General features: G+C 38.5%; 28 protein-coding genes and 1 pseudogene. 24 read left to right on the top strand and 5 right to left on the bottom strand.

Annotated features, from left to right (window positions below):
• Nucleotides 1-49: 49 nt before the first annotated feature.
• From QGM71_RS12030 to QGM71_RS11995, 8 genes are all read left to right on the top strand, one after another.
• Complete coding sequence (locus QGM71_RS12030) at nt 50-994, top strand: dTDP-glucose 4,6-dehydratase (RefSeq protein ID WP_327607799.1); 945 nt, start codon at nt 50-52, stop codon at nt 992-994.
• A 20-nt stretch (nt 995-1,014) separates the two neighbouring features.
• The gene (gene pseC, locus QGM71_RS12025) at nt 1,015-2,220 is read left to right on the top strand and encodes a UDP-4-amino-4,6-dideoxy-N-acetyl-beta-L-altrosamine transaminase (RefSeq protein ID WP_327607798.1); all 1,206 of its coding nucleotides are present in this window, start codon (nt 1,015-1,017) and stop codon (nt 2,218-2,220) included.
• A 9-nt stretch (nt 2,221-2,229) separates the two neighbouring features.
• Entirely contained in the window at nt 2,230-2,961 is a 732-nt protein-coding gene (locus QGM71_RS12020; RefSeq protein WP_327607797.1) for a glycosyltransferase family protein, read from the top strand.
• 12 nt (nt 2,962-2,973) lie between these two features.
• Nucleotides 2,974-4,050, top strand: a complete 1,077-nt coding sequence (gene pseG, locus QGM71_RS12015) for a UDP-2,4-diacetamido-2,4,6-trideoxy-beta-L-altropyranose hydrolase (protein WP_327607796.1) — start codon at nt 2,974-2,976, stop codon at nt 4,048-4,050.
• Between the two features lie 2 nt (nt 4,051-4,052).
• Nucleotides 4,053-4,625, top strand: a complete 573-nt coding sequence (gene pseH / locus QGM71_RS12010) for a UDP-4-amino-4,6-dideoxy-N-acetyl-beta-L-altrosamine N-acetyltransferase (protein WP_327607795.1) — start codon at nt 4,053-4,055, stop codon at nt 4,623-4,625.
• Entirely contained in the window at nt 4,612-5,661 is a 1,050-nt protein-coding gene (gene pseI / locus QGM71_RS12005; protein WP_327607794.1) for a pseudaminic acid synthase, read from the top strand. The genes pseH and pseI overlap by 14 nt, the downstream gene beginning before the upstream one ends.
• 52 nt (nt 5,662-5,713) lie before the next feature.
• Nucleotides 5,714-5,851 carry a hypothetical protein gene (locus QGM71_RS12000; RefSeq protein WP_327607793.1) on the top strand — a complete coding sequence of 46 codons (138 nt, stop codon included), beginning with the start codon at nt 5,714-5,716 and terminating at the stop codon, nt 5,849-5,851.
• A 204-nt stretch (nt 5,852-6,055) separates the two neighbouring features.
• Nucleotides 6,056-6,355, top strand: coding sequence for a hypothetical protein (locus QGM71_RS11995; RefSeq protein ID WP_327607792.1), 300 nt, complete (start codon nt 6,056-6,058; stop codon nt 6,353-6,355).
• A 269-nt stretch (nt 6,356-6,624) separates the two neighbouring features.
• Here the strand turns inward: QGM71_RS11995 and QGM71_RS11990 are convergent, their stop codons facing one another.
• Nucleotides 6,625-7,179, bottom strand: a complete 555-nt coding sequence (locus QGM71_RS11990; RefSeq protein WP_327607791.1) for an NADPH-dependent FMN reductase — start codon at nt 7,177-7,179, stop codon at nt 6,625-6,627.
• A 277-nt stretch (nt 7,180-7,456) separates the two neighbouring features.
• On the opposite strand from QGM71_RS11990, the gene QGM71_RS21840 reads away from it, so the two are divergent.
• Nucleotides 7,457-7,687, top strand: a complete 231-nt coding sequence (locus tag QGM71_RS21840; RefSeq protein WP_407703028.1) for an aldo/keto reductase — start codon at nt 7,457-7,459, stop codon at nt 7,685-7,687.
• A gap of 173 nt (nt 7,688-7,860) precedes the next feature.
• Here QGM71_RS21840 and QGM71_RS11985 read toward each other — a convergent pair whose 3' ends face one another.
• On the bottom strand, nt 7,861-8,193 hold the full coding sequence (locus QGM71_RS11985) for a winged helix-turn-helix transcriptional regulator (protein ID WP_327607790.1): 333 nt from the start codon (nt 8,191-8,193) through the stop codon (nt 7,861-7,863).
• Between the two features lie 202 nt (nt 8,194-8,395).
• Between QGM71_RS11985 and QGM71_RS11980 the strand changes: the two genes are divergently transcribed.
• The 4 genes from QGM71_RS11980 (at nt 8,396) to QGM71_RS11965 (ending at nt 11,399) form a co-directional block, all read left to right on the top strand.
• Nucleotides 8,396-8,713, top strand: a complete 318-nt coding sequence (locus tag QGM71_RS11980) for a DoxX family protein (RefSeq protein ID WP_327607789.1) — start codon at nt 8,396-8,398, stop codon at nt 8,711-8,713.
• A 10-nt stretch (nt 8,714-8,723) separates the two neighbouring features.
• A complete protein-coding gene (locus QGM71_RS11975) occupies nt 8,724-9,575 on the top strand; it encodes a VOC family protein (RefSeq protein WP_327607788.1) in 852 nt (283 codons plus the stop codon).
• Between the two features lie 15 nt (nt 9,576-9,590).
• Nucleotides 9,591-10,658: an LLM class flavin-dependent oxidoreductase gene (locus tag QGM71_RS11970; RefSeq protein ID WP_327607787.1), complete on the top strand. Its 1,068-nt coding sequence runs from the start codon at nt 9,591-9,593 to the stop codon at nt 10,656-10,658.
• A gap of 108 nt (nt 10,659-10,766) precedes the next feature.
• Nucleotides 10,767-11,399, top strand: a complete 633-nt coding sequence (locus QGM71_RS11965) for an NAD(P)-dependent oxidoreductase (protein ID WP_327607786.1) — start codon at nt 10,767-10,769, stop codon at nt 11,397-11,399.
• Between the two features lie 283 nt (nt 11,400-11,682).
• On the opposite strand, the gene QGM71_RS11960 is transcribed toward QGM71_RS11965, so the two are convergent.
• Nucleotides 11,683-12,213: a helix-turn-helix domain-containing protein gene (locus QGM71_RS11960; RefSeq protein ID WP_327607785.1), complete on the bottom strand. Its 531-nt coding sequence runs from the start codon at nt 12,211-12,213 to the stop codon at nt 11,683-11,685.
• A gap of 393 nt (nt 12,214-12,606) precedes the next feature.
• Here QGM71_RS11960 and QGM71_RS11955 point away from each other — a divergent pair, with 393 nt between their 5' ends.
• The 8 genes and pseudogenes from QGM71_RS11955 to QGM71_RS11915 all read left to right on the top strand — a co-directional run bounded on the left by QGM71_RS11955 (nt 12,607) and on the right by QGM71_RS11915 (nt 20,318).
• The gene (locus QGM71_RS11955; protein ID WP_327607784.1) at nt 12,607-13,251 is read left to right on the top strand and encodes an alpha/beta hydrolase; all 645 of its coding nucleotides are present in this window, start codon (nt 12,607-12,609) and stop codon (nt 13,249-13,251) included.
• A 27-nt stretch (nt 13,252-13,278) separates the two neighbouring features.
• Nucleotides 13,279-13,683, top strand: a complete 405-nt coding sequence (locus tag QGM71_RS11950) for a DoxX family protein (protein WP_327607783.1) — start codon at nt 13,279-13,281, stop codon at nt 13,681-13,683.
• 325 nt (nt 13,684-14,008) lie between these two features.
• Nucleotides 14,009-14,764, top strand: a complete 756-nt coding sequence (locus tag QGM71_RS11945) for a GTP cyclohydrolase II (RefSeq protein ID WP_327607782.1) — start codon at nt 14,009-14,011, stop codon at nt 14,762-14,764.
• Nucleotides 14,757-15,035 (top strand): annotated as a pseudogene (locus QGM71_RS11940) (bifunctional diaminohydroxyphosphoribosylaminopyrimidine deaminase/5-amino-6-(5-phosphoribosylamino)uracil reductase RibD); the annotation flags it as partial. The gene QGM71_RS11945 and the pseudogene QGM71_RS11940, both read left to right, overlap by 8 nt.
• Nucleotides 15,036-15,384: 349 nt before the next feature.
• Nucleotides 15,385-15,900: a YehS family protein gene (locus QGM71_RS11930; protein WP_327607781.1), complete on the top strand. Its 516-nt coding sequence runs from the start codon at nt 15,385-15,387 to the stop codon at nt 15,898-15,900.
• Between the two features lie 180 nt (nt 15,901-16,080).
• Complete coding sequence (locus QGM71_RS11925) at nt 16,081-16,932, top strand: DegV family protein (protein ID WP_327607780.1); 852 nt, start codon at nt 16,081-16,083, stop codon at nt 16,930-16,932.
• 290 nt (nt 16,933-17,222) lie between these two features.
• Nucleotides 17,223-19,721, top strand: coding sequence for a transglycosylase domain-containing protein (locus QGM71_RS11920; protein ID WP_327607779.1), 2,499 nt, complete (start codon nt 17,223-17,225; stop codon nt 19,719-19,721).
• 396 nt (nt 19,722-20,117) lie between these two features.
• On the top strand, nt 20,118-20,318 hold the full coding sequence (locus QGM71_RS11915; protein WP_327607778.1) for a cold-shock protein: 201 nt from the start codon (nt 20,118-20,120) through the stop codon (nt 20,316-20,318).
• A gap of 79 nt (nt 20,319-20,397) precedes the next feature.
• Here the strand turns inward: QGM71_RS11915 and QGM71_RS11910 are convergent, their stop codons facing one another.
• Entirely contained in the window at nt 20,398-21,534 is a 1,137-nt protein-coding gene (locus tag QGM71_RS11910) for an alanine/ornithine racemase family PLP-dependent enzyme (protein WP_327607777.1), read from the bottom strand.
• Nucleotides 21,531-22,619 carry a DUF1611 domain-containing protein gene (locus QGM71_RS11905; protein ID WP_327607776.1) on the bottom strand — a complete coding sequence of 363 codons (1,089 nt, stop codon included), beginning with the start codon at nt 22,617-22,619 and terminating at the stop codon, nt 21,531-21,533. Before QGM71_RS11905 ends, QGM71_RS11910 begins: the two co-directional genes overlap by 4 nt.
• Before the next feature lie 342 nt (nt 22,620-22,961).
• Here QGM71_RS11905 and cyoE point away from each other — a divergent pair, with 342 nt between their 5' ends.
• The 3 genes from cyoE to QGM71_RS11890 all read left to right on the top strand — a co-directional run bounded on the left by cyoE (nt 22,962) and on the right by QGM71_RS11890 (nt 24,764).
• Nucleotides 22,962-23,906: a heme o synthase gene (gene cyoE, locus QGM71_RS11900; protein WP_327607775.1), complete on the top strand. Its 945-nt coding sequence runs from the start codon at nt 22,962-22,964 to the stop codon at nt 23,904-23,906.
• A 186-nt stretch (nt 23,907-24,092) separates the two neighbouring features.
• On the top strand, nt 24,093-24,407 hold the full coding sequence (locus QGM71_RS11895) for a GNAT family N-acetyltransferase (RefSeq protein WP_407703027.1): 315 nt from the start codon (nt 24,093-24,095) through the stop codon (nt 24,405-24,407).
• A gap of 126 nt (nt 24,408-24,533) precedes the next feature.
• The gene (locus QGM71_RS11890) at nt 24,534-24,764 is read left to right on the top strand and encodes an excisionase family DNA-binding protein (protein WP_327607774.1); all 231 of its coding nucleotides are present in this window, start codon (nt 24,534-24,536) and stop codon (nt 24,762-24,764) included.
• Nucleotides 24,765-24,792 lie beyond the last annotated feature (28 nt).

Genomic DNA, 24,792 nt, shown 5'->3' with positions numbered 1-24,792 from the left:
CCAAAGGGAATAAAATGGTTGGAGAAGATTGGAAAGGAGTGTGGATATTTTGAATATCCTTGTTACTGGTGGTGCCGGCTTTATTGGAAGGTGGGTAGTCGATCAGCTGTTAAACGACGGTCATCGGGTATGGGTGCTGGATGATCTGTCAAACGGAAGAGTGGAAAACCTGGAAGACATGAAAACAAATAAAAACTTTATGGGACTTATTGAAGGAGATGTAAAAGACATCCGGATACTCAACCATTTGTTCACTAAACAGTTTGACATTTGTTACCACCTGGCTGCAAGCATTAATGTACAGGATAGTATAGATAATCCCAAAGGTACTTTTTATAATGATGTCATTGGTACCTTTAATATTCTGGAACAATGCCGAAGACGCAATGTGAAGGTTGTATTTATGAGTACCTGTATGGTTTATGACCAGGCTAGGGGCGAAGAAGGAATTAATGAAATGAATCAGGTTAAGCCAACTTCTCCCTATGCAGGATCAAAACTGGCAGGAGAGAATATTGTCTTGTCATACTATTATGCCTATGGTCTTCCTGTAACAGTAATCAGACCATTTAATACGTATGGTCCTTATCAGAAAACAGGAGGTGAAGGTGGAGTTGTCGCTATTTTCCTGAAAAACATGTTGGCGGGTAAGCCTTTGGAGATATATGGTGATGGAACCCAAACTCGCGATTTGCTTTATGTGGAAGATTGTGCCCGTTTGTTTGTGAAGGCTGGTTACTCACATCAGGTGGATGGTGAAATTGTTAACGCAGGACTTGGCAGCGATGTCAGCATTAATAAGCTGGCTGAGCTGATAGTGAAGGACGAAGCTTATATTAAACATGTAGAGCATATTCATCCACAGAGTGAAATACCAAAATTACTTTGTGATTATAGGAAAGCCAGCGAATTGCTCGACTGGGGGCCTGAATATAGTTTGGAAACAGGGATCAAAAAGACGGAGGAATGGATTAGATCTACTAAACTTATATAAGTTGAGGAAAGGGCATAAAAATGGAAAAAAGTAAAGATAAACTAGCTCTTTATGGTGGCCAACCAATTAGAGATTCCTATTTACCATATGGAAGACAATGGATTGATGAAGCCGATATTAAGGCGGTAGTCGATATATTAAAAAGTGATTTCATTACAACCGGCCCAACTAATTTCGAATTTGAACAGGCAATTGCTGAATATGTTGGTGCCAAATATGCGGTAGCGTTTTCCAGTGGAACTGCCGCTTTGCATGCAGCCTGTTCCGTTGCCGGCGTTGCAGAAAATGATGAAGTGATAACCACTCCAATAACGTTTGCAGCAAGTGCAAATAGCGTTTTATTTATGGGTGGAACCCCGGTTTTCGCGGATATTGACCCTCAAACTTACAATATTTCCCCTGACGCCATCGAACCCCTTATTAATAGTAAAACAAAAGTAATCATTACTGTCGATTTCACGGGCCAGCCAGCTGAATATGATGCCATTATGACGCTGGCTGATAAACACGGACTCATTGTCATAGATGACGCTGCACACGCACTTGGAGCTTCCTATAATGGGAAAAAAATTGGATCGATAGCCGATATGACCATGTTCAGTTTTCACCCGGTCAAACATATCACTACGGGAGAAGGAGGAATCATCACCACGGATAATAAAAAGTTCTATGACAGGCTTATTAGCTTCAGAAGCCATGGAATAACTCGTGATCCCTCAAAAATCAAAGGAAAAACTGGACCTTGGTATTATGAAATGCAGGATCTTGGGGTTAACTACCGGATGACCGATATCCAAGCCGCACTGGGGTTAAGTCAGTTGAAAAAGTTACCGGCTTTTCTTGCAAAGCGAAAGGAATATTCAAGGAAGTATACCAAGGCCTTTGAAAATTCAACGGAAATCGTTACTCCGTATCAGCACCATGATAGCAGTTCGAGTTGGCATTTGTATATCCTGCGAATGAATGGCAGCAGTCTGAAAGCAGACCGGAACGAAATATTCAGAGCATTACAAAAGGAAAATGTCGGAGTCAATGTGCATTACATTCCCGTTTATTTACACCCCTATTATCAGCAATTAGGGTATAAAAAAGGTTTATGCCCGCAAGCCGAAAGTTTGTTTAAGGAAATCATTACGGTTCCGTTGTTTCCCAAAATGACAGATGCGGATGTGGATGACGTTATAGCTGCCGTGAAAAAAGTGATATCCTATTATGCTATTGATTGAGGTGGAAGGATGAAGGTAGCGGCAATCATACAGGCTCGAATGGGATCCAGCAGACTGCCGGGGAAAATTTTAAAAAAAGTACTTGGAAAGCCCCTGTTGGCATTTCAGCTGGAACGTGTAGAGCAATCAAAACAAATTGACGAACTCCTGGTTGCAACGACAAATAAAGCTATAGATGCCGATGTTGCAAACCTGTGCGAATCGCTTGGATTTTCGTATTTCAGAGGTTCAGAGGCCGACGTATTAGAAAGATATTACAAGGCAGCGATTCAGGTGAAGGCAGATGTCGTTGTTCGTTTAACCGGGGATTGTCCAATAATTGATCCACAAGTAATTGATAAAATTATCGGGGATTATTTACTCCGTTTTCATGAATACCAATATGTTTCAAATACTTTAAACCGAACATTCCCAAGAGGAATGGATGCAGAAGTTTTCTCATTTCAGGCATTAAAAAGAGCGCATAGTCATGCAGTATCCAGCATAGACCGGGAGCACGTCACCAGGTATTTAGTCAATAATCCAGAAATGTTTAATTTGTTCAATGTTTCTCACAGCGAAGACTACAGCCAGCATCGCTGGACTGTTGATACGCATGAAGACTTTATCCTAATAAGCAAGATTATTGAAGCACTCTATCCATCCACCCCGCAATTCACGATGAAGGATGTCATACATTTGCTTGAAAAGAATTCAGACTGGCGGCTGATCAATACGCATATTCAGCAAAAAAAAGATTGAAAGTGTGAGTCGATGAATATTTGCATACGAACTGATTCCTCGGTGGAAATAGGATCCGGCCACGTCATGAGGTGTTTGGTCCTTGCTGAGGATCTTCGAAGGAATCAGTGCAAAGTGACATTTATTTGCAGGGAGCTTCCAGGTAATTTGATTAAAAACATCGAGGCACATGGATTCAAGGTCTTATCTTTATCTTTCCCTGAGACCGCAGGGGAAGGGGGGGGCTTAAAAGGTTGGCTCAAGAGTAACTGGGATACAGATGCAGAACAAACAATTGAAACATTGCGTGACCAACAATCAATTAATTGGTTCATTGTTGACCACTATGCACTGGATAGGCGGTGGGAACATAGTATAAAACCACGTGTTAACAGTTTGATGGTAATTGACGATTTGGCTGACCGGCCGCATGATTGTGACCTTTTACTGGACCAGAATCTGTACAGGGATATGAAAGGCCGCTATCAAAAATTAGTTCCTGAACATGCCACAGTTCTGACGGGACCAAAGTATCTCTTACTAAGACAGGAGTTCAGGAATCGACGACATGTGAAAAGAAGCTGCAGCAACGTTAATCGAATACTGATTTCATTTGGTGGAAGTGATCCTACAAATGAAACCATGAAAGCGCTCAAAGCTATTAATAGTCTTAAACGGCCAGAAATTGCAGTTGATGTTGTGGTGGGATATTCCAATCAGAGTTATCCAGCCATAAGGGAATTTTGCAAAAAAATGCCCCAAACAGATATCCATTATCAAATTGATTATTTAGCAGAACTAATGGCAAAAGCCGATTTAGCTATTGGGGCTGGGGGCAGTACGACATGGGAAAGGTGTTATATGGGATTGCCTGCTGTCACTGTAGAAACAGCAGAAAATCAGTCTGAGATATTGTCATTTCTGTCAGAACTGGGTGCTGTCTACCATCTTGGTAAGAGCCGGGAAGTACAAGAAGATGACCTGGCAATCCATCTCCAACGATTACTTAATTCCTCTAAGAGGTTTAAAGATATGAGAAAGGCGACTAAATTCATAATGAAAGACTATGAAGAGTATGCAGTTGTAAAGCATTTAACTAAAGGAGAATAATTATGGCTAGAATGGAAGACTTCCAGTTGAAACCAATCAGTTATAATGATTTGACGCTAGTACTTAAATGGCGGAACTCGGATGACATTAAGTCATTTATGTATACGGACCATCACATCAGTTGGGAAGAGCACTACAATTGGTTCACTAAAGTAACCACAAATTCGCGTTATAAAGTGTGGTTACTTCATTATAAGGACCGTCCACTTGGATTAATAAACTTTTCGGATATCGACCGCGAACATTCCAGGTGTTACTGGGGGTTTTATATTGGGGAGAATACAGCTCCAAAGGGTTCAGGAACCGTTATGGGGATATTGGGGTTGGACAATATTTTCAATAAGACAGGTATATATAAGGTATGTTCAGAGGCAATCCATACAAATAGCGGCAGTATCCAATTTCACAGAAAACTGGGATTCGAATCAGAAGGGCGATTTGTCGAGCACATCCGAAAAGACAATCAATATCTGGATGTAATTCCAATGGCGCTTTTTGCTGACAAGTGGGAACGTATAAAGCCGGAACTTATAAAGTCGTATAGCGGAGAGGGGGGAAACGATGAAAGAGATTGAGCTGGAAAACCGGCAAATCGGTCCGGGCCATCCACCGTTTATTATCGCGGAGATGTCGGGTAATCATAATCATTCACTTGAACGAGCGCTGGATATTGTGGAAGTGGCAGCGAAAGCAGGAGCCGATGCTTTAAAAATTCAAACCTACACTGCTGAAACAATGACATTAAACAATTCGAGAGAGGAATTTATAATTGGGGATTCGAAAAGCCCCTGGAAGAATAAAACGTTATTCGACCTGTACCAGGAAGCCTATACGCCATGGGAATGGCATCAGCCTATATTCGACCGTTGCAGAAAATTAGGAATGATAGGTTTCAGCACCCCGTTTGATGAAACAGCGGTGAATTTCTTGGAATCATTGAATACTCCTTGCTATAAAATAGCCTCGTTTGAATGTACGGATTTACCCCTGATACGAAAGGTTGCCCAAACAAAGAAACCAATGATCATCTCAACCGGAATGTGTTCTGCAGCGGAGATAGAAGAAACAGTTAACACTGCACGAGAAGCAGGCTGCCAGGATTTAATCTTGCTTAAGTGTACCAGCACATACCCAGCCTCACCAGAAAACACCAATATCTTAACAATTCCTCATATGAAAGATCTATTCCAATGTCAGGTTGGGCTATCTGACCATACGATGGGGAGCGGGGTTGCAGTTGCTAGCGTCGCACTTGGTGCAACCACTATTGAGAAGCATCTTACACTTTCCCGGAGCGATGGCGGCGTGGATGCTGGATTTTCCCTGGAACCAGAAGAAATGCAAACTATGATAACGGAAACAAAAAGAGCGTGGCAAGCGCTTGGAAGTATTCATTATGGCGCCACAAAGGAAGAGGAATCCTCCAAAAAATACCGTCGTTCTTTATATGTAATGAAAGATATGAAAAAGGGTGATGCATTTACAAAAGATAATTTAAAAGCAATTCGTCCCGGATACGGTCTCCCGCCAAAATATTATGATGTTTTATTGGGTAGGGAAGTTAACCAGGATGTGGAACAGGGAACAGCTATTACTTGGGATATAATATAATTGTTCCTAGTGTCTTCCGCAAACAGGGACGCATGAAGACTATAGAAGTAAAATGGACGCAGATATTCGTGGAATCGTTGATGTAGCAGGGATCCTAAGTGTTGATGGAGGAAATCAAGCAATTATTGATGTCTTAAACACATTGCCTTTATCAGGGGTGTTTATTTTATTCTTTTGGTACTCTTGCTAATCTACATGCGTCATATACACTAGCAGCAACTGCTACAAAAGGACTTAAAGACCATGGGGACTCTGCTCCTTTTCATAGATTATTGTGATGTTTGGTCGTTGTTTTAGTACCGTTAACTATAATTTTTATCGATGCTCCTTTGAATACCATAAAGACAGCTGCCGTTGTTACGTCAATCCCTTTAATCTTTATATTGCTTATATGTTGGCACCACATACTCATGGTGAAATGGTTGCGGCTATCCTCAAGCCATTTGTTTCTGAAAAGGCAACATGGATTGTGAAACACCATGGTGTATTTCAGCAACATTATATGGATCATATGTCAGAAGCAGATAAAAATGCTCGAGATATCTACAAAGACAACCCTTTTTATGAAGTATGTGTGAATTTCTGTGAAAATTACGATCAGAATAGCTTTGACCCCGACTTCGAGTATTTACCAGTGGAGTTTTTTGAGCCGATGGTAAGAAAGGTCTTTAGTCGCACACCTAAATTTAATTAAAGACTTGTTATAATATTACTTGAAAGTAATAGGGAGAGAAAATGGTACAATAACATTTCTCTCCCTATTTTTGTATACTTTACATATGTAGAGTTAAATCTAAGTTATAATAGAATGCATTACAAATTGGCACAGCGAGGGAAATTAAGGATGGAAACGGACTATTCCACTATATGGCGCTATCTTGAAATAAATTTTGATAGTTACCCTTCATTTAAATTCTCCTTTTTAAAACACCTCTTCATAAGATTGAAGAGGTGTCTATTAAATTATACATATTGTTTAACGTATGGTTTTGTCCATTCTTGGAAGTTTGCAATGACATCATCTAAAAAGGCGATGGTTGCTTCGTCTGTTAAGTTTCCTTCAGCGTCAAATTTCTCATGTGCTGCACCTATATATACTTCATTCCCGCCAAGAACTGGAGAATTTAATCCGCTCGCAAAGAGGATATCTCGCAGGTGCATCTGTGCTTTCACTGAACCTAAAATTCCCATAGAAGAACCCATAATAATAGATGGTTTACCATTCATTACTTTTTCTACTCGGCTTAACCAGTCAATCGCATTTCCTAATACACCCGGAATCGTTGAATTGTACTCAGGTGTTACCCACAGAACTGCATCTGCTTCATTAACTTTCGCTTTGAAATCAAGAACTTCCTGCGGTGCATTTAATTCGATGTCTTGATTGTACATTGGTAGGGGAGCTAAGTCTAAAATCTCCACTTCTAATTGATCTGCATAACGTTTCTGAACATGTTTTGCTAGTTGTAAATTATAGGAGTCTTTACGAATACTTCCTACTATTGCTACTACTTTCATTTTGTTTACCTCCAAATGCTAGATGTTAACGAGGATTTCTATTGGTTCTATAACCTGCATTCCATTTTAGGCAAGTATGACCATTTCGATCGTCTCGTCCTTAAAAGTATAGATGTTTATTTTTTTAGAATCAAAAAATTGAACTGGTTTTATTATTTGAAAATCCTATAAGTAAATTTGGTCCATTAGCTTTTGGATTACTCGGTGGAGGATTCACCAAAGAGTCTAAACTAAGTGCCGGGGATTGGCGTCAGTCTGTTCCATTATTCCAAGGTGAATAATTCTCCATACACTTGATAAAGTAGATGCATTAAAGGATTATGCTGCAGGCAAAAATACGACGTTACCGAATTTAGCACTAACATGGTTTATTTCTCAAGAAGGTGTTGATGCAGTAATCCCAGGTGGGAAACGGAAAGAGCGTATACGTGAAAACACTCAAGCAAGTGAAATTCGTCTATCTAAAGAAGAATTAAATGTAATAAACGATAATCTAAATAAAAACTAAGATACGAAATCAAAAGCAGAAGCGCCCGTTTGCTATAGCTGCTGGGCACCGGATCTGGACGTGGCTATTTATGTCTAGAGCTAATTATCTTATGTAAAAGGCTTGTCCCACAAATCAGTGAAAGCGATTTTGGAGGACAACCCTTCCTCGTTTTGTACAAACTTTACTAAAAACTAATCTGCTGATAACTCAGATTCTGGTTCAACCCAAGCCTGAGACCAGTTCTCGATTGTTCTCAGTATTGGTTCCATCGAATGTCCTTTATCTGTTAAGGAGTATTCAATAATGACTGGTGTTACGGGTATAACTACACGTTTTACTATATCTTGTTGTTCTAATTCCTTTAAACGGTCCGATAATACTTTTCCACTTATGCCAATAGATGATTGAATTCCACTAAAACGTTGTGTACCCAGTAATAATTGGTAAATTACTAATGCCGTCCACCTTTGACTTAGTAGGGAAATGGCTTTTTCAAACTTTGGACAGATCGTTGGTTGTGTCATTTACATTCACCTCTTATGTATAGTATACCACAAAATGTAATTAGATTATAAAAGTAAAATTAAGTACTTGACATTACTCTATTACAAACATAAACTTAGTTACATAAAGTAATCAAATGATAAAAGAAGAGAAAATAAATGTATAAACAAGAAATAGGGAAAGTTATTTTAAGAAGAATATTAGGTCTTACATTCTTCATCCATGGTGGAACTTCAAATACGAAAGTTTAACAGCCTTGGGATTCCTGGATTTCTGTCCTATGCTGTTGCTATTATAGAAGTAGTAGGAGGAATTGCATTAATTCTAGGAATTGGAACAAAGATCATTGCCTTGTTGTTTGCACTAATCATGATAGGAGCTATTATTACAGCAAGACTTCCAGCTGGTTTCCTTGGCAATGGTCAAATGGCAGGTTATGAACTTGAATTAGCATTACTAGCAATGTCGATCTTTTTTATTTCAGCGACTAAGTCGGTCATATCATTAGATTACAAACTATTCAACGCGAATAAAAACTAGGAGGAATAATATGGGATTCCATAGTAAACCAACGACATTTGTTGGTCATGTCAACATAAAGGTAGAGAATTTAGAAAGATCTTTGCAGTATTATCAAGAAATAATCGGATTCGATATATTAGAACAAACATCATCGACAACAAAACTCACTACAGATGGGAAGACAAGTATCCTATCACTGGAACAACCAGAAAACGTGATACCGAAACAAGGAAGAACTACGGGATTATATCATTTTGCTCTACTTTTACCTGAAAAAACAGATTTAGCTAATATCGTCGTCCATTTAACAGAAAAAGGTATCCGTTTCGGATCATCGGATCATCTTGTAAGTGAAGCACTATATTTACATGACCCGGATGGCAACGAGATTGAAATTTATATCGACCGTGATCCTTCTGAATGGAATTGGAATGGGGAAGCAGTAGCTATGGCAGTGGACCCATTGGATTTTGAAAGACTACTTGAGAATATTGTGCCAGGAAGTTTATGGAAAGGAATGCCTGAAGGTACGCTAATGGGACACATTCATTTACATGTTTCCGAGCTAAGAAAAACAGAAGAATTCTATGTACAAGGCCTTGGATTTGATGTGGTTAATCGCTACGGGGCACAGGCATTATTCCTTTCAACAGGGAAGTATCATCATCATATTGGGGTGAACACTTGGAATGGGGTAGGAGCTCCAAAGCCACCAGAGAATAGTGTTGGTATGGAATCTTTCACACTCATTTTGCCTAATGAAGAAGCAATCAAAGAAACGATTGATAACTTGCAGAAAATTGGAGTATCAGTAACAGAAAATGACGGAAGACTTACTACGTATGACCCATCTGGAAATCGTATTGAGTTAGCTGTTTAAAAGGGAGAGATAGCATTGTCTGCAATAAAACAAAATGGTATTGAAGTAGGAATATATACACTTGCAGATATAGGTCCAGACCCCTTTACCGGAAAAACGATAAGTACTAAGCAAAGAATGGATGAAATCATTGAGGCAGCAAAACTGGCTGACGAAGCAGGGCTCGATATATTCGGGGTAGGGGAACATCACCGGTTAGATTATGCTGTTTCCTCTCCGGCAGTGGTATTATCTGCAATTGCACATGCAACAAAGCGCATTAAATTAACAAGTACAACAAGTGTATTAAGCACGCTTGACCCGGTTCGATTATATGAAGATTTTGCTACATTAGATCTAATTTCAGGTGGTCGTGCCGAAATTTTAGCTGGTCGGGGAGCTTTCATCGAATCTTTTCCACTTTTTGGATATAGCACGAAAGATTATAATGAGCTTTTTAGTGAGCATATGGATTTACTTTTAAAGCTGAATGAAAACGAAATTGTTTCTTGGAATGGAAAGTTTCGTTCATCATTAAGGGATGCAGAAATCGCTCCTCGACCAGTACAAAAACAACTACCAATTTGGATTGGAGTTGGAGGGACACCTGAAAGTGCTGCTCGTGCAGGGAGACTGGGAGTTGGTATGGCCTTAGCCATATTGGGTGGCGATCCAATGAGATTTAAGCCACTTGTTGATATATATCGAAGTGCAGGTTTGGAGGCTGGGCATTCACCGGATAAATTAAATGTCGGTGTTACTGGACATGCCTATCTTGCAAAAACAACAGAAGAGGCAAAGGATGAGTTTTATCCGTATTACGCTAATTATTGGAATTACGTCAATCGCCAACGCGGAATGGGGACAAAAATGTCCCGAGATGATTTTGAACAAGTGGCTAGTCCGCGAACAGCGCTGTTTGTTGGAAGTCCAGAACAAGTTGTGGAGAAGATCCTGCATCAACATGAATTGTATGGACATACACGTTTTCTAGCACAAATTGATATTGGTGGAGTTCCATTTCACAAGGTGGAGAAAAATATAGAATTACTAGCAACTGAAGTTGTACCAATGTTAAAAAAAGCAATCGGCCAAAATAAATAAAAAGGTGCAAAACATGAGTTTTTCAAATAATAGGTAACCAATCAACAAAGAAGGAAACCGGAATGAGTGAAATATTACTTTGAAAAATTAAATGGAGGATGGATAAATATGAAAATAGGAATTGTCGGAGCAAGTGGTAAAGCGGGTAATTTAATTTTAAAGGAAGCAGCTAACCGGGGTCATCAAGTAACAGCTATCGTAAGGAACTTATCGAAATTAGAAGACCAGAATGTCCCAGTCATTGAAAAAAATATTCTTGATCTGGTAACAGAGGATCTTAACCAATTTGATGTAGTCGTAAACGCTTTTGGAGCTCCCCTAGGTGAAGAGCAAGCACATGTCGATGCAGGTCATTCCCTAATAGATATTTTAAAAGGAACAGATACAAGATTAATCGTAGTCGGAGGAGCAGGTAGTCTATTTGTTGATGAAAGTAGAACAGTTCGAGTAATTGACACTCCAGATTTTCCAGACGTATTTAAACCAACTGCAAAAGGCCAGGAACGAAACTTAAAAGAGTTACAGGAAACAACCGGCTTAACATGGACCTTTATCAGCCCTTCCGCTTTATTTGATGCAGAAGGAAAAAGAACAGGCACTTATAAAGCTGGGGATGATGTCCTTCTTGTGAATTCAAAGGGTGAAAGCTATATCAGCTATGCTGACTATGCCATTGCAGTTGTGGATGAAGTGGAGAATGCGAAACATGTTAACGAAAGATTTACTGTTGTAGGTGAGTAATAGATACATGACTTCAATTATTATTTGTGAGTTATCTCGAATGTTGATGAGGAATTCAGTAGAGAATTAAAACGAATCTAATAAACCTAGCTCCCAGAGTCATACATATTGACTCTGGGGCAACCGTAAAATAGATGATTAATCATATTTACATCTGGTTCTACCGATTGGGTTAGTTAAAATGGCAAACACAAAATACCAATGGGAACTTGGTTTTTCCATTGGTGCTTTGTGTTTGGTTATCATTAAATTTATAGGTTTATAAGATAATGCCTATTATCTATCATTTATTGCTTTCTTCGGAGTAGACAGCAATAAGTAAGACGGCATTATTTTCTCCAATGTTTTTAACATAGTGGGGCACACTTGCATTCCAACTGAATGAATCGCCTTCTTCTACTATGACAGAGTCTTCACCTTGTTCAGCAAGGATGGTGCCTTTAAGAACGACATGGGTCTCTTCACCTTCGTGAGTAATCGCTTCGCCGGTCGATGCACCGGATGGTAATTCAACGTGCATCATCCGAAGACCACTTTGGGAAGTAAGATGTTCTATTTTTATGTCATTAAACGTTGTATACACTCGTTCAGCTTTCCTCACAACTTTCATGTGTTGCTTTTTTTCAAGAAGCAAGTAGGGTAGCGGAACGTCCAGAAAGCTTGCGATCACTTGCAATGTATTGAGGGAGGGAGAAGTATTGTCATTTTCGATGTTGCTGATGAACCCTTTAGACAGCCCTGTTTGTTCGCTCATTAGTGCAATCGTTATTTTCTTTCTTTTACGTATAGCTCGTATTTTTGAGCCGATTTCCACGTTCATCCCTCCAAAAATATTGTTTATTAGACTATATAGTAACATAATTTGGTTGACGTTATCTATGAAATGATGTTATGTTATAAAGAATAAATATTCGTAAAGGGATACTTTATTCGTTAAATAAAGAAAAAAGATGTACATTATATGCATGCTAAGCTGGAAGACAGAGATGATGAAACAACTGAACAATGTATGCATGTTGTAGCAAGTACTTTACAATAGTCATTGAATATTTCAGTAGAAGCATCTGTGTTCTGGTTAATGAGGTTTCGAAAAACCATTTTTCTGTTGGAAACCAATTGAAAAGCGAAGTATGATTTTTTTTTCCTAATCTTGTTTACCTGTATGAATATAATGTATCTAATAGAATATAAAAGGGGGGGTTCGATAATGATGAAAGACCAGCTTATTTATGAACTTCGCAGCCCAGAAATCATTGAAGCAGGTAAGAAATATCCAGTCATTTTCTTATTACACGGAATGGGAAGCAACGAACAGGATATGATGCCCCTTGTTTCGGGAATAGAAAGAGAACTTTTTGTTTTCAGTATAAGAGGACCTATTCAACAGCCGCCGGGTTATGCTTTTTTCACCATTGAAGGGTACGGAAAGCCACAAAGGGACGGGTTTGAAGGGGCTATAAATGTAATAGAGAATTTTATTGAATACGCGGAGGAAAAGTACCCAATTGATGCGGATGAAATATATTTGATGGGATTCAGCCAGGGAGCTATTTTGTCCATGACACTTGGGCTGAGACTCGGAAAACGCATAAAAGGGATTATTGCGCTAAGTGGCTATATTCCGGATTTTGTAAAAGAAGAATACGACATTCGACCGTTAGATAAAGTGTCGGCATTCATTTCACACGGTGAGTATGATCAAGTCCTTCCATTTGAATGGGGCCTTGATGCAGAAGCCTTTTACAAACAGCATGGAGCCAATTCAACATTCAGCGCCTATCCTGTTGGCCATACTGTTTCCAAAGAAAACTACAATGATTTTACAGTGTGGTTTAATAAACTATCTAAATAAACTAAGAAAACATAGGAGGAAATAAAGATGAATAAATTAGGATTAAGTACATTATTATTAAGAATTGTGTTAGGGATCAGCTTCTTTGTCCATGGACTTGTGAAGTTTCAAGGGGGAATTGGAAATACAGTCGGTTGGTTTGAGAGTATCGGTTTACCAGGAATTTTAGCATATGCTGTTGCTACAGTAGAAGTGGTAGGAGGTATTGTCCTCATTTTAGGACTCGGCACGCGAATTGTTTCCGCTCTGTTTGTTATCATAATGATTGGTGCAATACTAAAGGTTAAACTTGCTATTGGATTCTTAGGCACTGCAGAAATGCCCGGCTATGAACTAGAACTTGCATTTTTGGTGATTGCTATATATTTAGCAGTAAACGGAAGTAAGCTATGGGCAGTTGACCAATTATTTAATAAAAAAGACAAAGATTAAGTTTTGGAAGCGGGGCTGCAATGGAAACTGCTCTGGAATTATTCAATGTAGAATGTTAATTAAAGCGTGATTGAGTAAGTTTTTTACTACGTCTTTATCGCTGAACATAAAAAAAGGACAGTCTTAAGACGGGTGAATCATTGGTCATAGATGGTCCTTTTTTTATATTTAGGGTAATCAAGAAATATAACCACGAAACGTGTGAATACTAAAGAGCATACTTTTCAGGTACCATCTGATTAGAATGGTTAATCTAATGAAATACGTTACGGTTCAATTTGCACAATAATCCAACTTAAATAAAAGGAATGAAAGGAATGATTTAATGTTACAAGCGAAACTGGAACCGAAAGTTCTTGATGTCTTAAAAGAAAAAATTCAATTGATTGACACAGATGAAGGTGCAATCTACTTGGTAGGACCAATTAATCTGCCAGTGAATCTTTATGGGGAAACGGTTGTTTTTCAATGGTATTGTTGGCTTAACCGCTGCCAAGTGACGAATAATTATCAAGAAATCATTGACCAATTGTCGTCTGCCAATTTGGCGGAGTATCAGCAGTCGAGCGTGCTTGTATACGGTGATTTTAAAGACGCGGATGATGCGCTGATCCGGATGCATTCAATTTGTCATACTGGAGACATATTTGGCAGTAAAAGATGCGATTGCGGTTATCAATTAAAACAGTCGATGAAGAATATTGCGGATCATGGGGCAGGTGCATTGTTTTATTTGGCGAACCATGAAGGTCGTGGAATTGGTTTATTCAGCAAGGCGATGGCGTATGTACTTCAGGAGAATGGTTACGATACAGTTGAAGCAAACGAAAGTCTAGGATTTGTCGATGATTCCAGAAATTACGAGGATGCAATTCGTGTTCTAAAAACACTACGAACAAAACCTGTCAAGCTCATGACGAATAATCCCAAGAAACTGGAAGCACTGCAGAATGCCGGTCTTCCTATTTCGGGACGAGAACCATTATGGGGCGATAAATCAGAGTTCAATGAGGGGTACTTGCAGACAAAGATTCAGCGTTCTGGACATATGGAGGAAGAACGAACTTATCCAAATGACTAACCGTGAATTTTACATGAATTTGGCCCTGGGCAATGCACGTGCGATGAAAGGACAGACAGATCCGAATCCACTTGTGGGTTCAGTTATTGTCAATGAAAACCGAATAGTGGGTACGGTACGCATATGAAGGCTGGTGAACCGCATGCTGAAATACATGCCATCCTAATGGCTGGCGAGACGAAAGGTGGCGCGATTTATGTCACCCTTGAGCCATGCTCGCATTTCGGGCGGACGGGACCCGTGCGCAATAGCTATTGTTGAAGCGGGAATTCTCTTCCAATACACCAACGACCACTTCAATTCCCGCATCCTCCAGAATCTTAACACCGTTGCCGGCAACGACTGGATTTGGATCTAGAGTGGCAATGACTACTTTTTTGGTTGAAATTCACAAGCTTTTTGGCATGACAGCTGAACAAGGCAGTGAGATGTGGGTCAGTTCGCTAGAGCTTACTTGAGTATAGATTTCATCAGTAAGGGCTAAATGACTCTAAATCTCGATGTTATATAGTATTTCTGCCTAGCAAATAAAATTGTGATATAGTTAAAATAACGCCAGTTGAGGTGGATTTTACCTTAACTTTTTTTATGGAATAAACAATGCTATAGGAGGTCTATAAATGAATAATAACGATATATTGATTAGATTAAGATATGCCCTGGAAATAAAAAATAGAGATATGGTAGAGATATTTAAACTGGGTGGTATTGACGTAACAACTGAAGAAGTGATAAAGATGCTGACAAAATCAACGGTCAGTTCCGATGAAACTAGCAGTGATGATGACATAGTTGAAATGGAAGCGGAGAAAAAATGCAATAACTTTATGCTGGAGTCATTTTTAAATGGCCTCATTATATTTAAAAGAGGAAAACAAGATCCAAAACCAGGGCAACAACCTGAAAAGCAAGCACAGTCTGATAATATTAATAATATCCTTCTAAAGAAAGTAAAAATAGCACTGACATTAACAAGTGAGGATATTCTTAGTATTTTAGAAGAAGCAGGTGTTACTGTAACAAAAAGCGAATTAAGCGCTTTATTAAGGAAAGAAGGACATAAGAATTATAAAGAGTGCGGTGATAAATACGCCAGGAATTTCTTGAAAGGATTAGCAATAAAGTATAGGGGGTAGGGAACTATTAAAAATGGATTAACTGCCAATTGTATGTTGTGGTATCTGAAACTTCCTAATTGGTATAATAATTTGAATTTCTTTCAATATAACCTTCCTTTCTAATGTATAATTAGATTAAGTCATACCAATACAGCGCGAACAGTAAGGAAAGTGTTTTAAATTAAAGGGGGATATACATTGAGACGTATTATTTTATCTACAGAAAGTGGATCCGATTTACCAGGAGATTTAGCAGAGAAGCATGATGTACAGGTGGTTCCGATGCATGTTATTATGGGTGGTCAGGATTATTTAGATGGTTCGTTACCCGTGGAGGACATTTATGAACACTATGAGCGCACGAAGAAAATACCTTCTACAACATCGACAAATTCTCACGAGTATGAGGATTTTTTCAAAAAGATAAAAGCGGATTTCCCTGATTGTATCATTGTTCATATTGGTTATACGTCAAAGGCATCTTCCTCTTTTCAAAATGCCGTAAATGCTGCGGAAGGTTTTGAAGACCTTTATCTAATTGATGCGTTGAACGTGACAGGTGGATTAGCTGCTATTGTGATGTATGCTGTTGACTTATTGGAGAAAGAACCTGCGATCGAACCAGCCCGATTAATCGAAAAAATAGAAACGGTGATTCCAAAGTCCAGACTGGCTTTCATTCCTGGCAGCTTAGAATTTTTAAGAGCGGGTGGACGCGTAAGTAATGCTGCTTATCTAGGAGGGGCTTTATTGAAAATAAAGCCATGCATCGAATTAGTTGAAGGAAATCTTGTTTCAACTAAAAAATATCGCGGGAAAATGAGCGTAGTTGCTGAAAAACTTATGCAGGATTATTTAAATAAATACGACATTGATAAAGAACAACTTTATTTGCAATACTCCATTGGACTTGATGAAAGCATTAAGCGGCGGATAGATGTACTCGCCAAAGAGGCTGGTTTCGAAAATGTAAAATGGATGCAAGCCGGTGCAATGATTTCTACGCACGCAGGACCAGGTGGGTTCGGCATAGCAGGCTTAGAAGTTTAGAAATTGCTCTGGAAAAATTATCGACTCCTAAAACGGTTGAGTAAGAACTTCTTCTTAGTTTGTGTGAATGAGGAAAGTAAGCAGATGATAGCTCAAGAATTTGAAACTGATTCTTGGACTGCCGTCTGCTTACTTTTTTTTGCAAGTTATTCTCAGCGTATAAATAAGCACTATCCCACGATAATTAGTTATCGTTGAAAACCCATTTACTAGTTTTCCCTTGTTTCAGTTTCTGTGGAAAGGGGAATGTCATAACATAATTGATTTCTAGGTAATTGGGAGGGTAAACGATGAAGAAGGATGCTGCATCAACAAAAAAAGTCAAAAAGAAAAATTTTCTCTTTAGAGCATTTATCGTATTTTTATTATGTTTCATTGTAACCGGGATAGCCGGCAGTATACATATATATGGCTTGGTCCAAAGTGCACCTGAGATCGATGAAGATGCATTTGTTTATTCCAATTCATCCACATTGTATGATCACAATGATGAGCCTATGGTTACAATAAACAACGGAGAAGACCGGCAATCTACTAATTTAGAGCAAATTCCACAACATGTACAAGATGCGTTTATCGCAATCGAAGACGTTCGCTTTTATGAGCATTCAGGTCTTGATCTAAAAAGAGTTGGTGGAGCACTTGTCTCCAATATTAAAAATGGATTTGGTTCTGCAGGAGGAAGTACGATTACGCAACAAGTAGTTAAAAACTCTCTGTTAACCTCAGACAAAACAATTGAGAGAAAAGTTCAAGAAGCCTATCTCGCACTTGAATTAGAAAAAGAATATACCAAGGATGAAATTCTCGAGCTTTATTTAAATAAAATTTATTTTGGTAAGGGCGCTTACGGTATTGTGATTGCAGCTGACACGTATTTTGGGAAAAGCATGGACGAATTAACTGTCGAAGAAGCGGCTTTATTAGCTGGACTTCCTCAACGCCCCTCAGCCTATGACCCTTTTCAAAACCCTGAACTGGCAGAAGAACGCCGCAATACAGTGTTGTTTGTTATGAAGGATCATGGTTTTATAACGGATGAAGAGTACAGGGAAGCAAAGAGCGTCTCCGTAGAAGATATGACACCAGAGAAAAGCAATAATTATGATATATCCGATGCTTTTATGGATCAAGTTTATAAAGAACTCGAGGACATGGAAGAGGTTGACCCTTCAATGGTTTATAGTAAGGGGCTTGAAATTTATACGACCTATGATAAAGAGGCACAAGAACATGTAGAAAAAGTTTTAAATACAGATGAATTCGTCTCTTATCCAAATGAGCTCTTTCAGGCGGGTTTGACAGTGGTTGATAATGAAACAGGTGAAATTAAAGCAATAGGAGGGGGGCGCAATCAAGAATCAGGAAAGAGTCGAACCAACTATGCAACAACTATTAAGCGTTCACCAGGATCAACCATTAAACCTATATTAAGTTATGGACCTGCCATCGAACATTTGAAATGGTCAACCTATCAGCAAATAGAAGATGAAGAGATGACCTATACAGACTCTGATCAAGTAATACAAAATTATAATAACAATTACCATGGAATTGTATCCATGAGAGAGGCATTAAAACAATCCTGGAATATACCGGCTGTAAAAACGTTTCAAGAAGTAGGAAATCAACATGCTGAAGAATTTGCGTCGAATGTGGGACTTACAATTGAAGGTCCTCTTTATGAATCGTATGCACTTGGATCCTTTGAAGAGGGGATATCTCCGTTAGAGCTAGCAGGTGCTTACGCAGCTTTTGGAAATGAAGGAACATATAATGAGCCCCATGTGATTAGAAAAGTAGTACTACCTGATGGTAAGGAGATTAATATGCAGCCGGAACCGGTCGAGGCCATGAGTGATTATACTTCCTACATGGTTACAGATATGCTCCAAACCGTGGTAGAGGAAGGAACTGGTCGACTTGCTAATATTGAAGGCGTGGCAGTAGCAGGCAAAACAGGAACGACCAATTTCAATGAAGAAACAAAGCAAGAGTATAATATTACGGATGGTGTTCCGGATGTTTGGTTTGCAGGTTACACAACAAATTATACGGTTGCTGTATGGACAGGATATCCGCAAATAAATGAAGAGAATTATATAAAAACAGAAGAGGAAAAGCAAATTGCCCGACATATCTTCAGAGAAGTGATGGCTGAAATGGTAGATGAAAATACACAGGAATTTAAAAAACCGGATTCTGTCGAAGAAATTACTATCGACACTAAAACTGGTGAAAGAACAACGAAAAGTTCAACTAATGACGATATCTTAACCGAATTATTCGTTACTGGAACATCGATTAAAGATGCCTATAGCCTGGTTGAAGATGAATGGGAGAAAAAGCAAAAGAAAGCGGAATCTGAAAAGCGTAAATCTAGAGAAAGAGAAGATAATAATTCTGATGACCAGGAGGATGATTCGGAGTCAGATCGGGAAGATGGCAGAGAAGAAGAAGACGAAGAGTCAGACTCCGATCAGGAAGAAGAACGTGAAGAAGATGAAGAGTCAGACTCCGATCAGGAAGAAGAACGTGAGGAAGATGAAGAGTCAGACTCCGATCAGGAAGAAGAACGTGAGGAAGATGAAGAGTCAGACTCCGATCAGGAAGAAGAACGTGAAGAAGACGAAGAGTCAGACTCCGATCAGGAAGAAAACGGTGAAGAAGATGATGGGTCAGATTCCGATCAGGAAGAAAACAATGAAGAGGAAGAAGACTCGGGATCCGATTCTGCAGCTGAAGCTTTGAATAATAAGAGGAAAGAAGAATCTGATTCTGATGGCTGAAAATATAAAGGAGCCTGATTTAGTAGGCTCCTTTATAATGCAATTAGAGTTTCACGTATGTACAGTACTGGGGCAGGATTTCATCTGCCTTTCCAGCCTTCCATTATAATACTGGTTTTTCTAGTCACTTCTATATTACTTAACCAGTTTTAATTGTATTAAATAGCCTGGGTTAGACCTTAATTTTTGTCCTAATGAAAAAGAAAAACAACAGAGAAGGAAAAAAAGTTTTTCATTTGGGGTTGCAATTAGAAAAAACATGTGGTATTCTAAAGAAGAATTATTTTTGTTCGGTATGTAAGGAAAGAATAAGTGTTTAAACTTTTCGCCTTTGATATCTAATTGAGCAACTATAGTAATATAATGTGAATTAAATTCACGTAGGAGGAAACAAACATGCAAGAAGGTACAGTAAAATGGTTTAACGCAGACAAAGGTTTTGGTTTCATCGAAGTTGAAGGTGGAGATGACGTATTCGTTCATTTCTCAGCTATTCAAGGCGAAGGGTTTAAATCTTTAGACGAAGGCCAAAAAGTTACTTTTGAAACTGAACAAGGTCAACGTGGACCTCAAGCTACAAACGTAAACAAAGCATAATTAAAAAAAGGACTCTTATAGAGTCCTTTTTTATTTGTTTAAAACAAGTTAAAAAGCAGATAATGAATTTTTTACTTTACTATTTTACTTTGGCAGTTCCAATTTGGCCATCTTTTTTCAGATGTGTTATAAAAGGTGGATAAAGGGTACGGGTATATTCTTTTATGATATAGGGTGAGGTCATTGCAGCAAGCAGTGCGCCGTAATTGAGATCAAACTTTACCTCGTCGCCTACTTTAAGATTCGTATTCTTGATATTTATTACGGTATGATCACTGCTTGATCCCAGTATGTCAATATCTAATCTAGGCGTAAGGCCAGATATAAGCACATCCTGAGATCCAACCCCAAGGATTGCTCTTTTCATTAAACCATGATCATGAAATTCGGGGTGAGTTCCAAATGCGTCCTGCCCTTTATCTCCATATGGAATAGAGGGTTTTGTTTTTAATTCAATAATTTCAGCGGTAAATGTAAAGGAGTCTGTATACAATTCAGGGATTTCCGTCCTATTTAACGTCTCTCGCCCTAAGTAAATAGACTCTCCTAGTCTTAGATTATTTATTTTGCCAGTATTACTTGTAGTCATGAACCAATTGTAATTAGCTGAGTTGCCTCCTGAAACGTATGGGAGAGGTAATTTAAACCTCTTCTCAATATTTTTCGCGATAGAGGATAGATGAGACATTTTTTCTTCGTTTGGTTTAATTCCACCAAAGCAAGCAAAGTTTGCACCTATACCAACAATCTCGAGTGGAGGAAGTTCTAAGACTTCCTGAATCAATTCCTCCAAGTCTTGTGGCATGATACCTTCGCGCAAGTCACCCATTTCTACCATTAGAATAACTTTGTGAAGCGTGCGTTGTTTGGTTGCAGCTGTCGAAAGTTTTTTCAGTACAGCCAGTTCTGTATTCATGCTGATATCTGCATATTTAACAACAAAGTCAACCTCACTCATAGCAGGTGACCGCAATAAAACGAATTGTGCTTTGATGCCAGCTTCCTGCATTCTTATGATGTTTACTAACTTAGAATCTGCAAGCATATGAATGTTTTGGTTTAAAAGTGTTTTAGCAACAACAGGATCCCCGCAGACAGTTTTAGTAACAGCCATTAGGTTAATTCCTTTAGAATTAAATAATTTCGCTAGTTTGTTTGCATTATGTGCAAGCTTGGCAATGTTAATTTCTATTCTTGGTGTTCTAAGCTGATTCAATTAACTAGTACTTTTTTCTGTAAGCTCTCCAGTTCAGGGTAACTAGTGAAAATACTTGCAAGCAACTTATCGCATCCATGGGTAAGAACGTCTGTAGCTGGCAGATTGTTTTGTGTTTCTATCTCAATGACTGCCTTATCAATTTCTGTATGTGTCATATTTTCATGGTTGATCGTAACAGCAATCACATTCGATTTGGAAAAAGTTTCAATAAGTTCAATTTCACTTTGCAAAGTTGGCATTTTCATGAAGTTATAATCACCAAGAAATTTTCGCTTTGGAGCATGCTGTACTATTATTGCACCTGGTCTTGAGCCTCTTATGATCGCACATGAACTAATATAAGCAGGATGACTTAGTGCACCTTGCCCTTCCACAATTATGATATCCGGCTGCTCCGTATCATAGGCCTTCATAATCTCGTTTTCAATTTCACCTGTCATGAACTGGGATGGGATGGCATCAATGGCAACTCCGTATCTTGCCCCCTGAATTAAACCAGTTTGCCCTGTCGCTATTAAAGCAGTTTTTAATCCTTTTTCCGCTAGTGCTTCTTCAAGTAAAACGGAGGTTGTTCGCTTACCAATTGCCCCGTCAGTACCCAATACTGCGATAACAGGAGTGGTAATATCCAGAATTTTTCCGGAAAATAGGTGCATATCTTTTTTTAGAGGGGGCTTTCTGACATCGGTTATTTTCACATTATTTTTTAAGGAACATGCAACAAATTCTTTATCTTCCGTAAAAAACTCATGAAGCGTATTTACAATATTAATTCTGTTTTCCATTGCATGTAAAATAACGTTCCTTTGCTCACTTTTAAGAAAAGCTTCCGATGGGGCAATGCCATATATGAAGTGGTCAGGGACCGTGGGAAGCATTTCCAATGCATGGTCAAGAGAAGAAAATACTGGAATGTTATTCTTTTTACCTTCAAGAAATTCACCTGTATCAACACCAACCTTGGAACTGTCAATCACCCCTAGAATCTGGTATTTATTTGAACTTCTCACCAGTCCGTTTGTGGTCTTTCCATCCATTTTTCCGAAGTTATTTTCACAATAAAGAATTGCAGTTTCTTTCATAGATTATTCCTCCATAATCATTTGTGTTTCCATTTTTTAAATTTAAAGTAAAAAATTAACATTTACAGCAATTAAAAAACACCTTTAAAGACAATAAAAGCACGGTGGCATGACGCCATGACGTTGCAGTCCAAGGTGTTCCTCTAGGGATATCCAATTTTTTACTCTATATATACAGTATAACATACTTAAGTGCTTTAGAAATAATGTAGGGAAAATAATAATAAAGCTATTTATCTACCGAATTTTTACAACATCAAAATTACTGGAATTAGTTAGATTGAAATGCAATTAAATGCTATAATATAGTGTATATGGTCTATTTTTAGGGGAGGAAATGAGATGAGGAACGAGAAAGCACCTTCTATCCAGAAGAGTGATAGAGAAACGGTTTCTTCTAACAAGATTATTAAAACAACTTTATTATCGGATCTGAAGTCTCTGTTCAAATCAGTGGTGTTAATTGCGAATGTATTACCTGTCCTAGTAGGCTTCTGGTTGGCACTCTATTTTACAAATACTTCACTTATGGAAAATATAGATTTATTTTTGTTGACAATGATTGGGAGTACCCTTGTGATGGCGGGGGCACTGGTTTTTAATAATTGGTACGAAGTCGATATTGATGCTGTAATGGCGCGTACGAGGCATCGTCCTACAGTAACAGGAAATATCTCGCTTAAATCGGTATTTACAATAAGTATGGTTTCCACTGTTCTTGGATTTACAGTACTTCTATTTACCACAATGGAAGCAACACTATATGCTTTCATTGGTTGGTTTACGTATGTGGTCTTGTATACGATGTGGTCAAAGAGAAGGTATACACTTAACACTGTCATCGGCAGTGTTTCCGGTGCTGTCACCCCCTTGATCGGATGGGCTGCAATTGAACCAGCTTTTCATATTGTACCAATTATGCTGTTTCTTATTTTGTTTGTATGGCAAATGCCACATACTTTTGCTATTGCAATGAAGAAATACGATGAGTATAAGGCTGCTGGGGTCGCGATGCTTCCGGTTGTATATGGATTTGAAATGACGAAAAGGCAGATGGCTGTCTATATTACATGCTTACTTCCGCTGCCGTTTTTCTTAGCGTCTTTAGGGACAACCTTTATTGTGATCGCTACTGTTCTTAATGTTGGTTGGATAGCTCTGGCAATAAGTGGTTTTTTTGTGAAGGATGATTTTAAATGGGCACAGTGGAACTTTCTTTATTCGGTAAATTACCTAATGGTCTTATTTATTATGATGATAATTGTTACCCTACCGGTATTTAATTAATTGTTTTGTTTTGGAACAGCTAATGGAAGTACAGCTATTAGCTGAATAGATTTATTTAAGCGCTGTCTGGGTGGATATCCCAGACAGCGCTTTTCTATAAATCTGTACATATAACACCATATGCTGAACCATAATAAAACCCCCTGAATAGATTTTAAAATGTAAGTGTGTGAAAATAGGGTTAGTATCTTCTCTTATACTATTTTAAAAGGAGGAAAAGCAGTGACTTCAATTAAAAAGGGTGAAAATAAGTTTTTTGTTGGTGAGGATGAGCAGAACCCTGCTGCAGAAATCACTTTTGAGCTCTCCGAAGAAGATCATCTTGTTGTGGACCACACTTTCGTATCAGATGAGCTTCGTGGGCAAGGAATGGCAGGTAAGTTAGTAGAACGAGTTGTTAATCATGCAAGGGATGAACGGAAGAAAATAGTACCGGTATGTTCTTACGCAAAAGAAAAGATGGAAAAAACTTCGGAATATCAGGATGTTCTGGCAGACTGATTTTAAGCGCAATAAAATAGAAGTTAAACAGGATATCTCAAGGAGGGTATCCTGTTTTTTGATAGGAGCTATTCGGTGATGATATAATGGAAGTATTGGAAATGACAAAGAGGGGATTGATCCCAGATGTACCTGACTATTGAGGAAACAGCAGAGTATTTAACTATCGAAGAATCCAAGATAAAAGCGCTTGTACTGCAAGGACGGATTCGATCTGTATATGATGGAGAACAATATTTAATTAACAGGGAGCAATTCACTACACATATGGAACAAGTAGAGAAATACCAGAGAATGATTCAAGAGTATTTAAATGAACCTATTCCTGAAGATATTGATGTTAAAGATGAGGATTAGGTTTGCATATAAACAAAATAAACACTAA

It is taken from the genome of Virgibacillus tibetensis (assembly GCF_036026595.1).
In the GTDB taxonomy this organism is placed as follows: Bacteria; Bacillota; Bacilli; order Bacillales; family Amphibacillaceae; genus Virgibacillus_P; species Virgibacillus_P tibetensis.
Note: the sequence above shows the minus strand (reverse complement) of the source record. Positions and strands in the feature narration are given on the sequence as shown.

What these genes read in the sequence shown, in the direction of transcription:
- pseI (WP_327607794.1), top strand. Translation starts at nt 4,612, where the DNA reads ATGAAAGAGATTGAGCTGGAAAACCGGCAAATCGGTCCGGGCCATCCA.
- pseH (WP_327607795.1), top strand. Translation starts at nt 4,053, where the DNA reads ATGGCTAGAATGGAAGACTTCCAGTTGAAACCAATCAGTTATAATGAT.
- QGM71_RS11890 (WP_327607774.1), top strand. Translation starts at nt 24,534, where the DNA reads ATGTACCTGACTATTGAGGAAACAGCAGAGTATTTAACTATCGAAGAA.
- cyoE (WP_327607775.1), top strand. Translation starts at nt 22,962, where the DNA reads ATGAGGAACGAGAAAGCACCTTCTATCCAGAAGAGTGATAGAGAAACG.
- QGM71_RS12020 (WP_327607797.1), top strand. Translation starts at nt 2,230, where the DNA reads ATGAAGGTAGCGGCAATCATACAGGCTCGAATGGGATCCAGCAGACTG.
- QGM71_RS11920 (WP_327607779.1), top strand. Translation starts at nt 17,223, where the DNA reads ATGAAGAAGGATGCTGCATCAACAAAAAAAGTCAAAAAGAAAAATTTT.
- QGM71_RS11915 (WP_327607778.1), top strand. Translation starts at nt 20,118, where the DNA reads ATGCAAGAAGGTACAGTAAAATGGTTTAACGCAGACAAAGGTTTTGGT.
- QGM71_RS11930 (WP_327607781.1), top strand. Translation starts at nt 15,385, where the DNA reads ATGAATAATAACGATATATTGATTAGATTAAGATATGCCCTGGAAATA.
- QGM71_RS11975 (WP_327607788.1), top strand. Translation starts at nt 8,724, where the DNA reads ATGGGATTCCATAGTAAACCAACGACATTTGTTGGTCATGTCAACATA.
- QGM71_RS11965 (WP_327607786.1), top strand. Translation starts at nt 10,767, where the DNA reads ATGAAAATAGGAATTGTCGGAGCAAGTGGTAAAGCGGGTAATTTAATT.
- QGM71_RS11985 (WP_327607790.1), bottom strand. Translation starts at nt 8,193, where the DNA reads ATGACACAACCAACGATCTGTCCAAAGTTTGAAAAAGCCATTTCCCTA.
- pseG (WP_327607796.1), top strand. Translation starts at nt 2,974, where the DNA reads ATGAATATTTGCATACGAACTGATTCCTCGGTGGAAATAGGATCCGGC.
- QGM71_RS11955 (WP_327607784.1), top strand. Translation starts at nt 12,607, where the DNA reads ATGATGAAAGACCAGCTTATTTATGAACTTCGCAGCCCAGAAATCATT.
- QGM71_RS11945 (WP_327607782.1), top strand. Translation starts at nt 14,009, where the DNA reads ATGTTACAAGCGAAACTGGAACCGAAAGTTCTTGATGTCTTAAAAGAA.
- QGM71_RS11980 (WP_327607789.1), top strand. Translation starts at nt 8,396, where the DNA reads ATGGTGGAACTTCAAATACGAAAGTTTAACAGCCTTGGGATTCCTGGA.
- QGM71_RS11990 (WP_327607791.1), bottom strand. Translation starts at nt 7,179, where the DNA reads ATGAAAGTAGTAGCAATAGTAGGAAGTATTCGTAAAGACTCCTATAAT.
- QGM71_RS11905 (WP_327607776.1), bottom strand. Translation starts at nt 22,619, where the DNA reads ATGAAAGAAACTGCAATTCTTTATTGTGAAAATAACTTCGGAAAAATG.
- pseC (WP_327607798.1), top strand. Translation starts at nt 1,015, where the DNA reads ATGGAAAAAAGTAAAGATAAACTAGCTCTTTATGGTGGCCAACCAATT.
- QGM71_RS12000 (WP_327607793.1), top strand. Translation starts at nt 5,714, where the DNA reads ATGGACGCAGATATTCGTGGAATCGTTGATGTAGCAGGGATCCTAAGT.
- QGM71_RS11950 (WP_327607783.1), top strand. Translation starts at nt 13,279, where the DNA reads ATGAATAAATTAGGATTAAGTACATTATTATTAAGAATTGTGTTAGGG.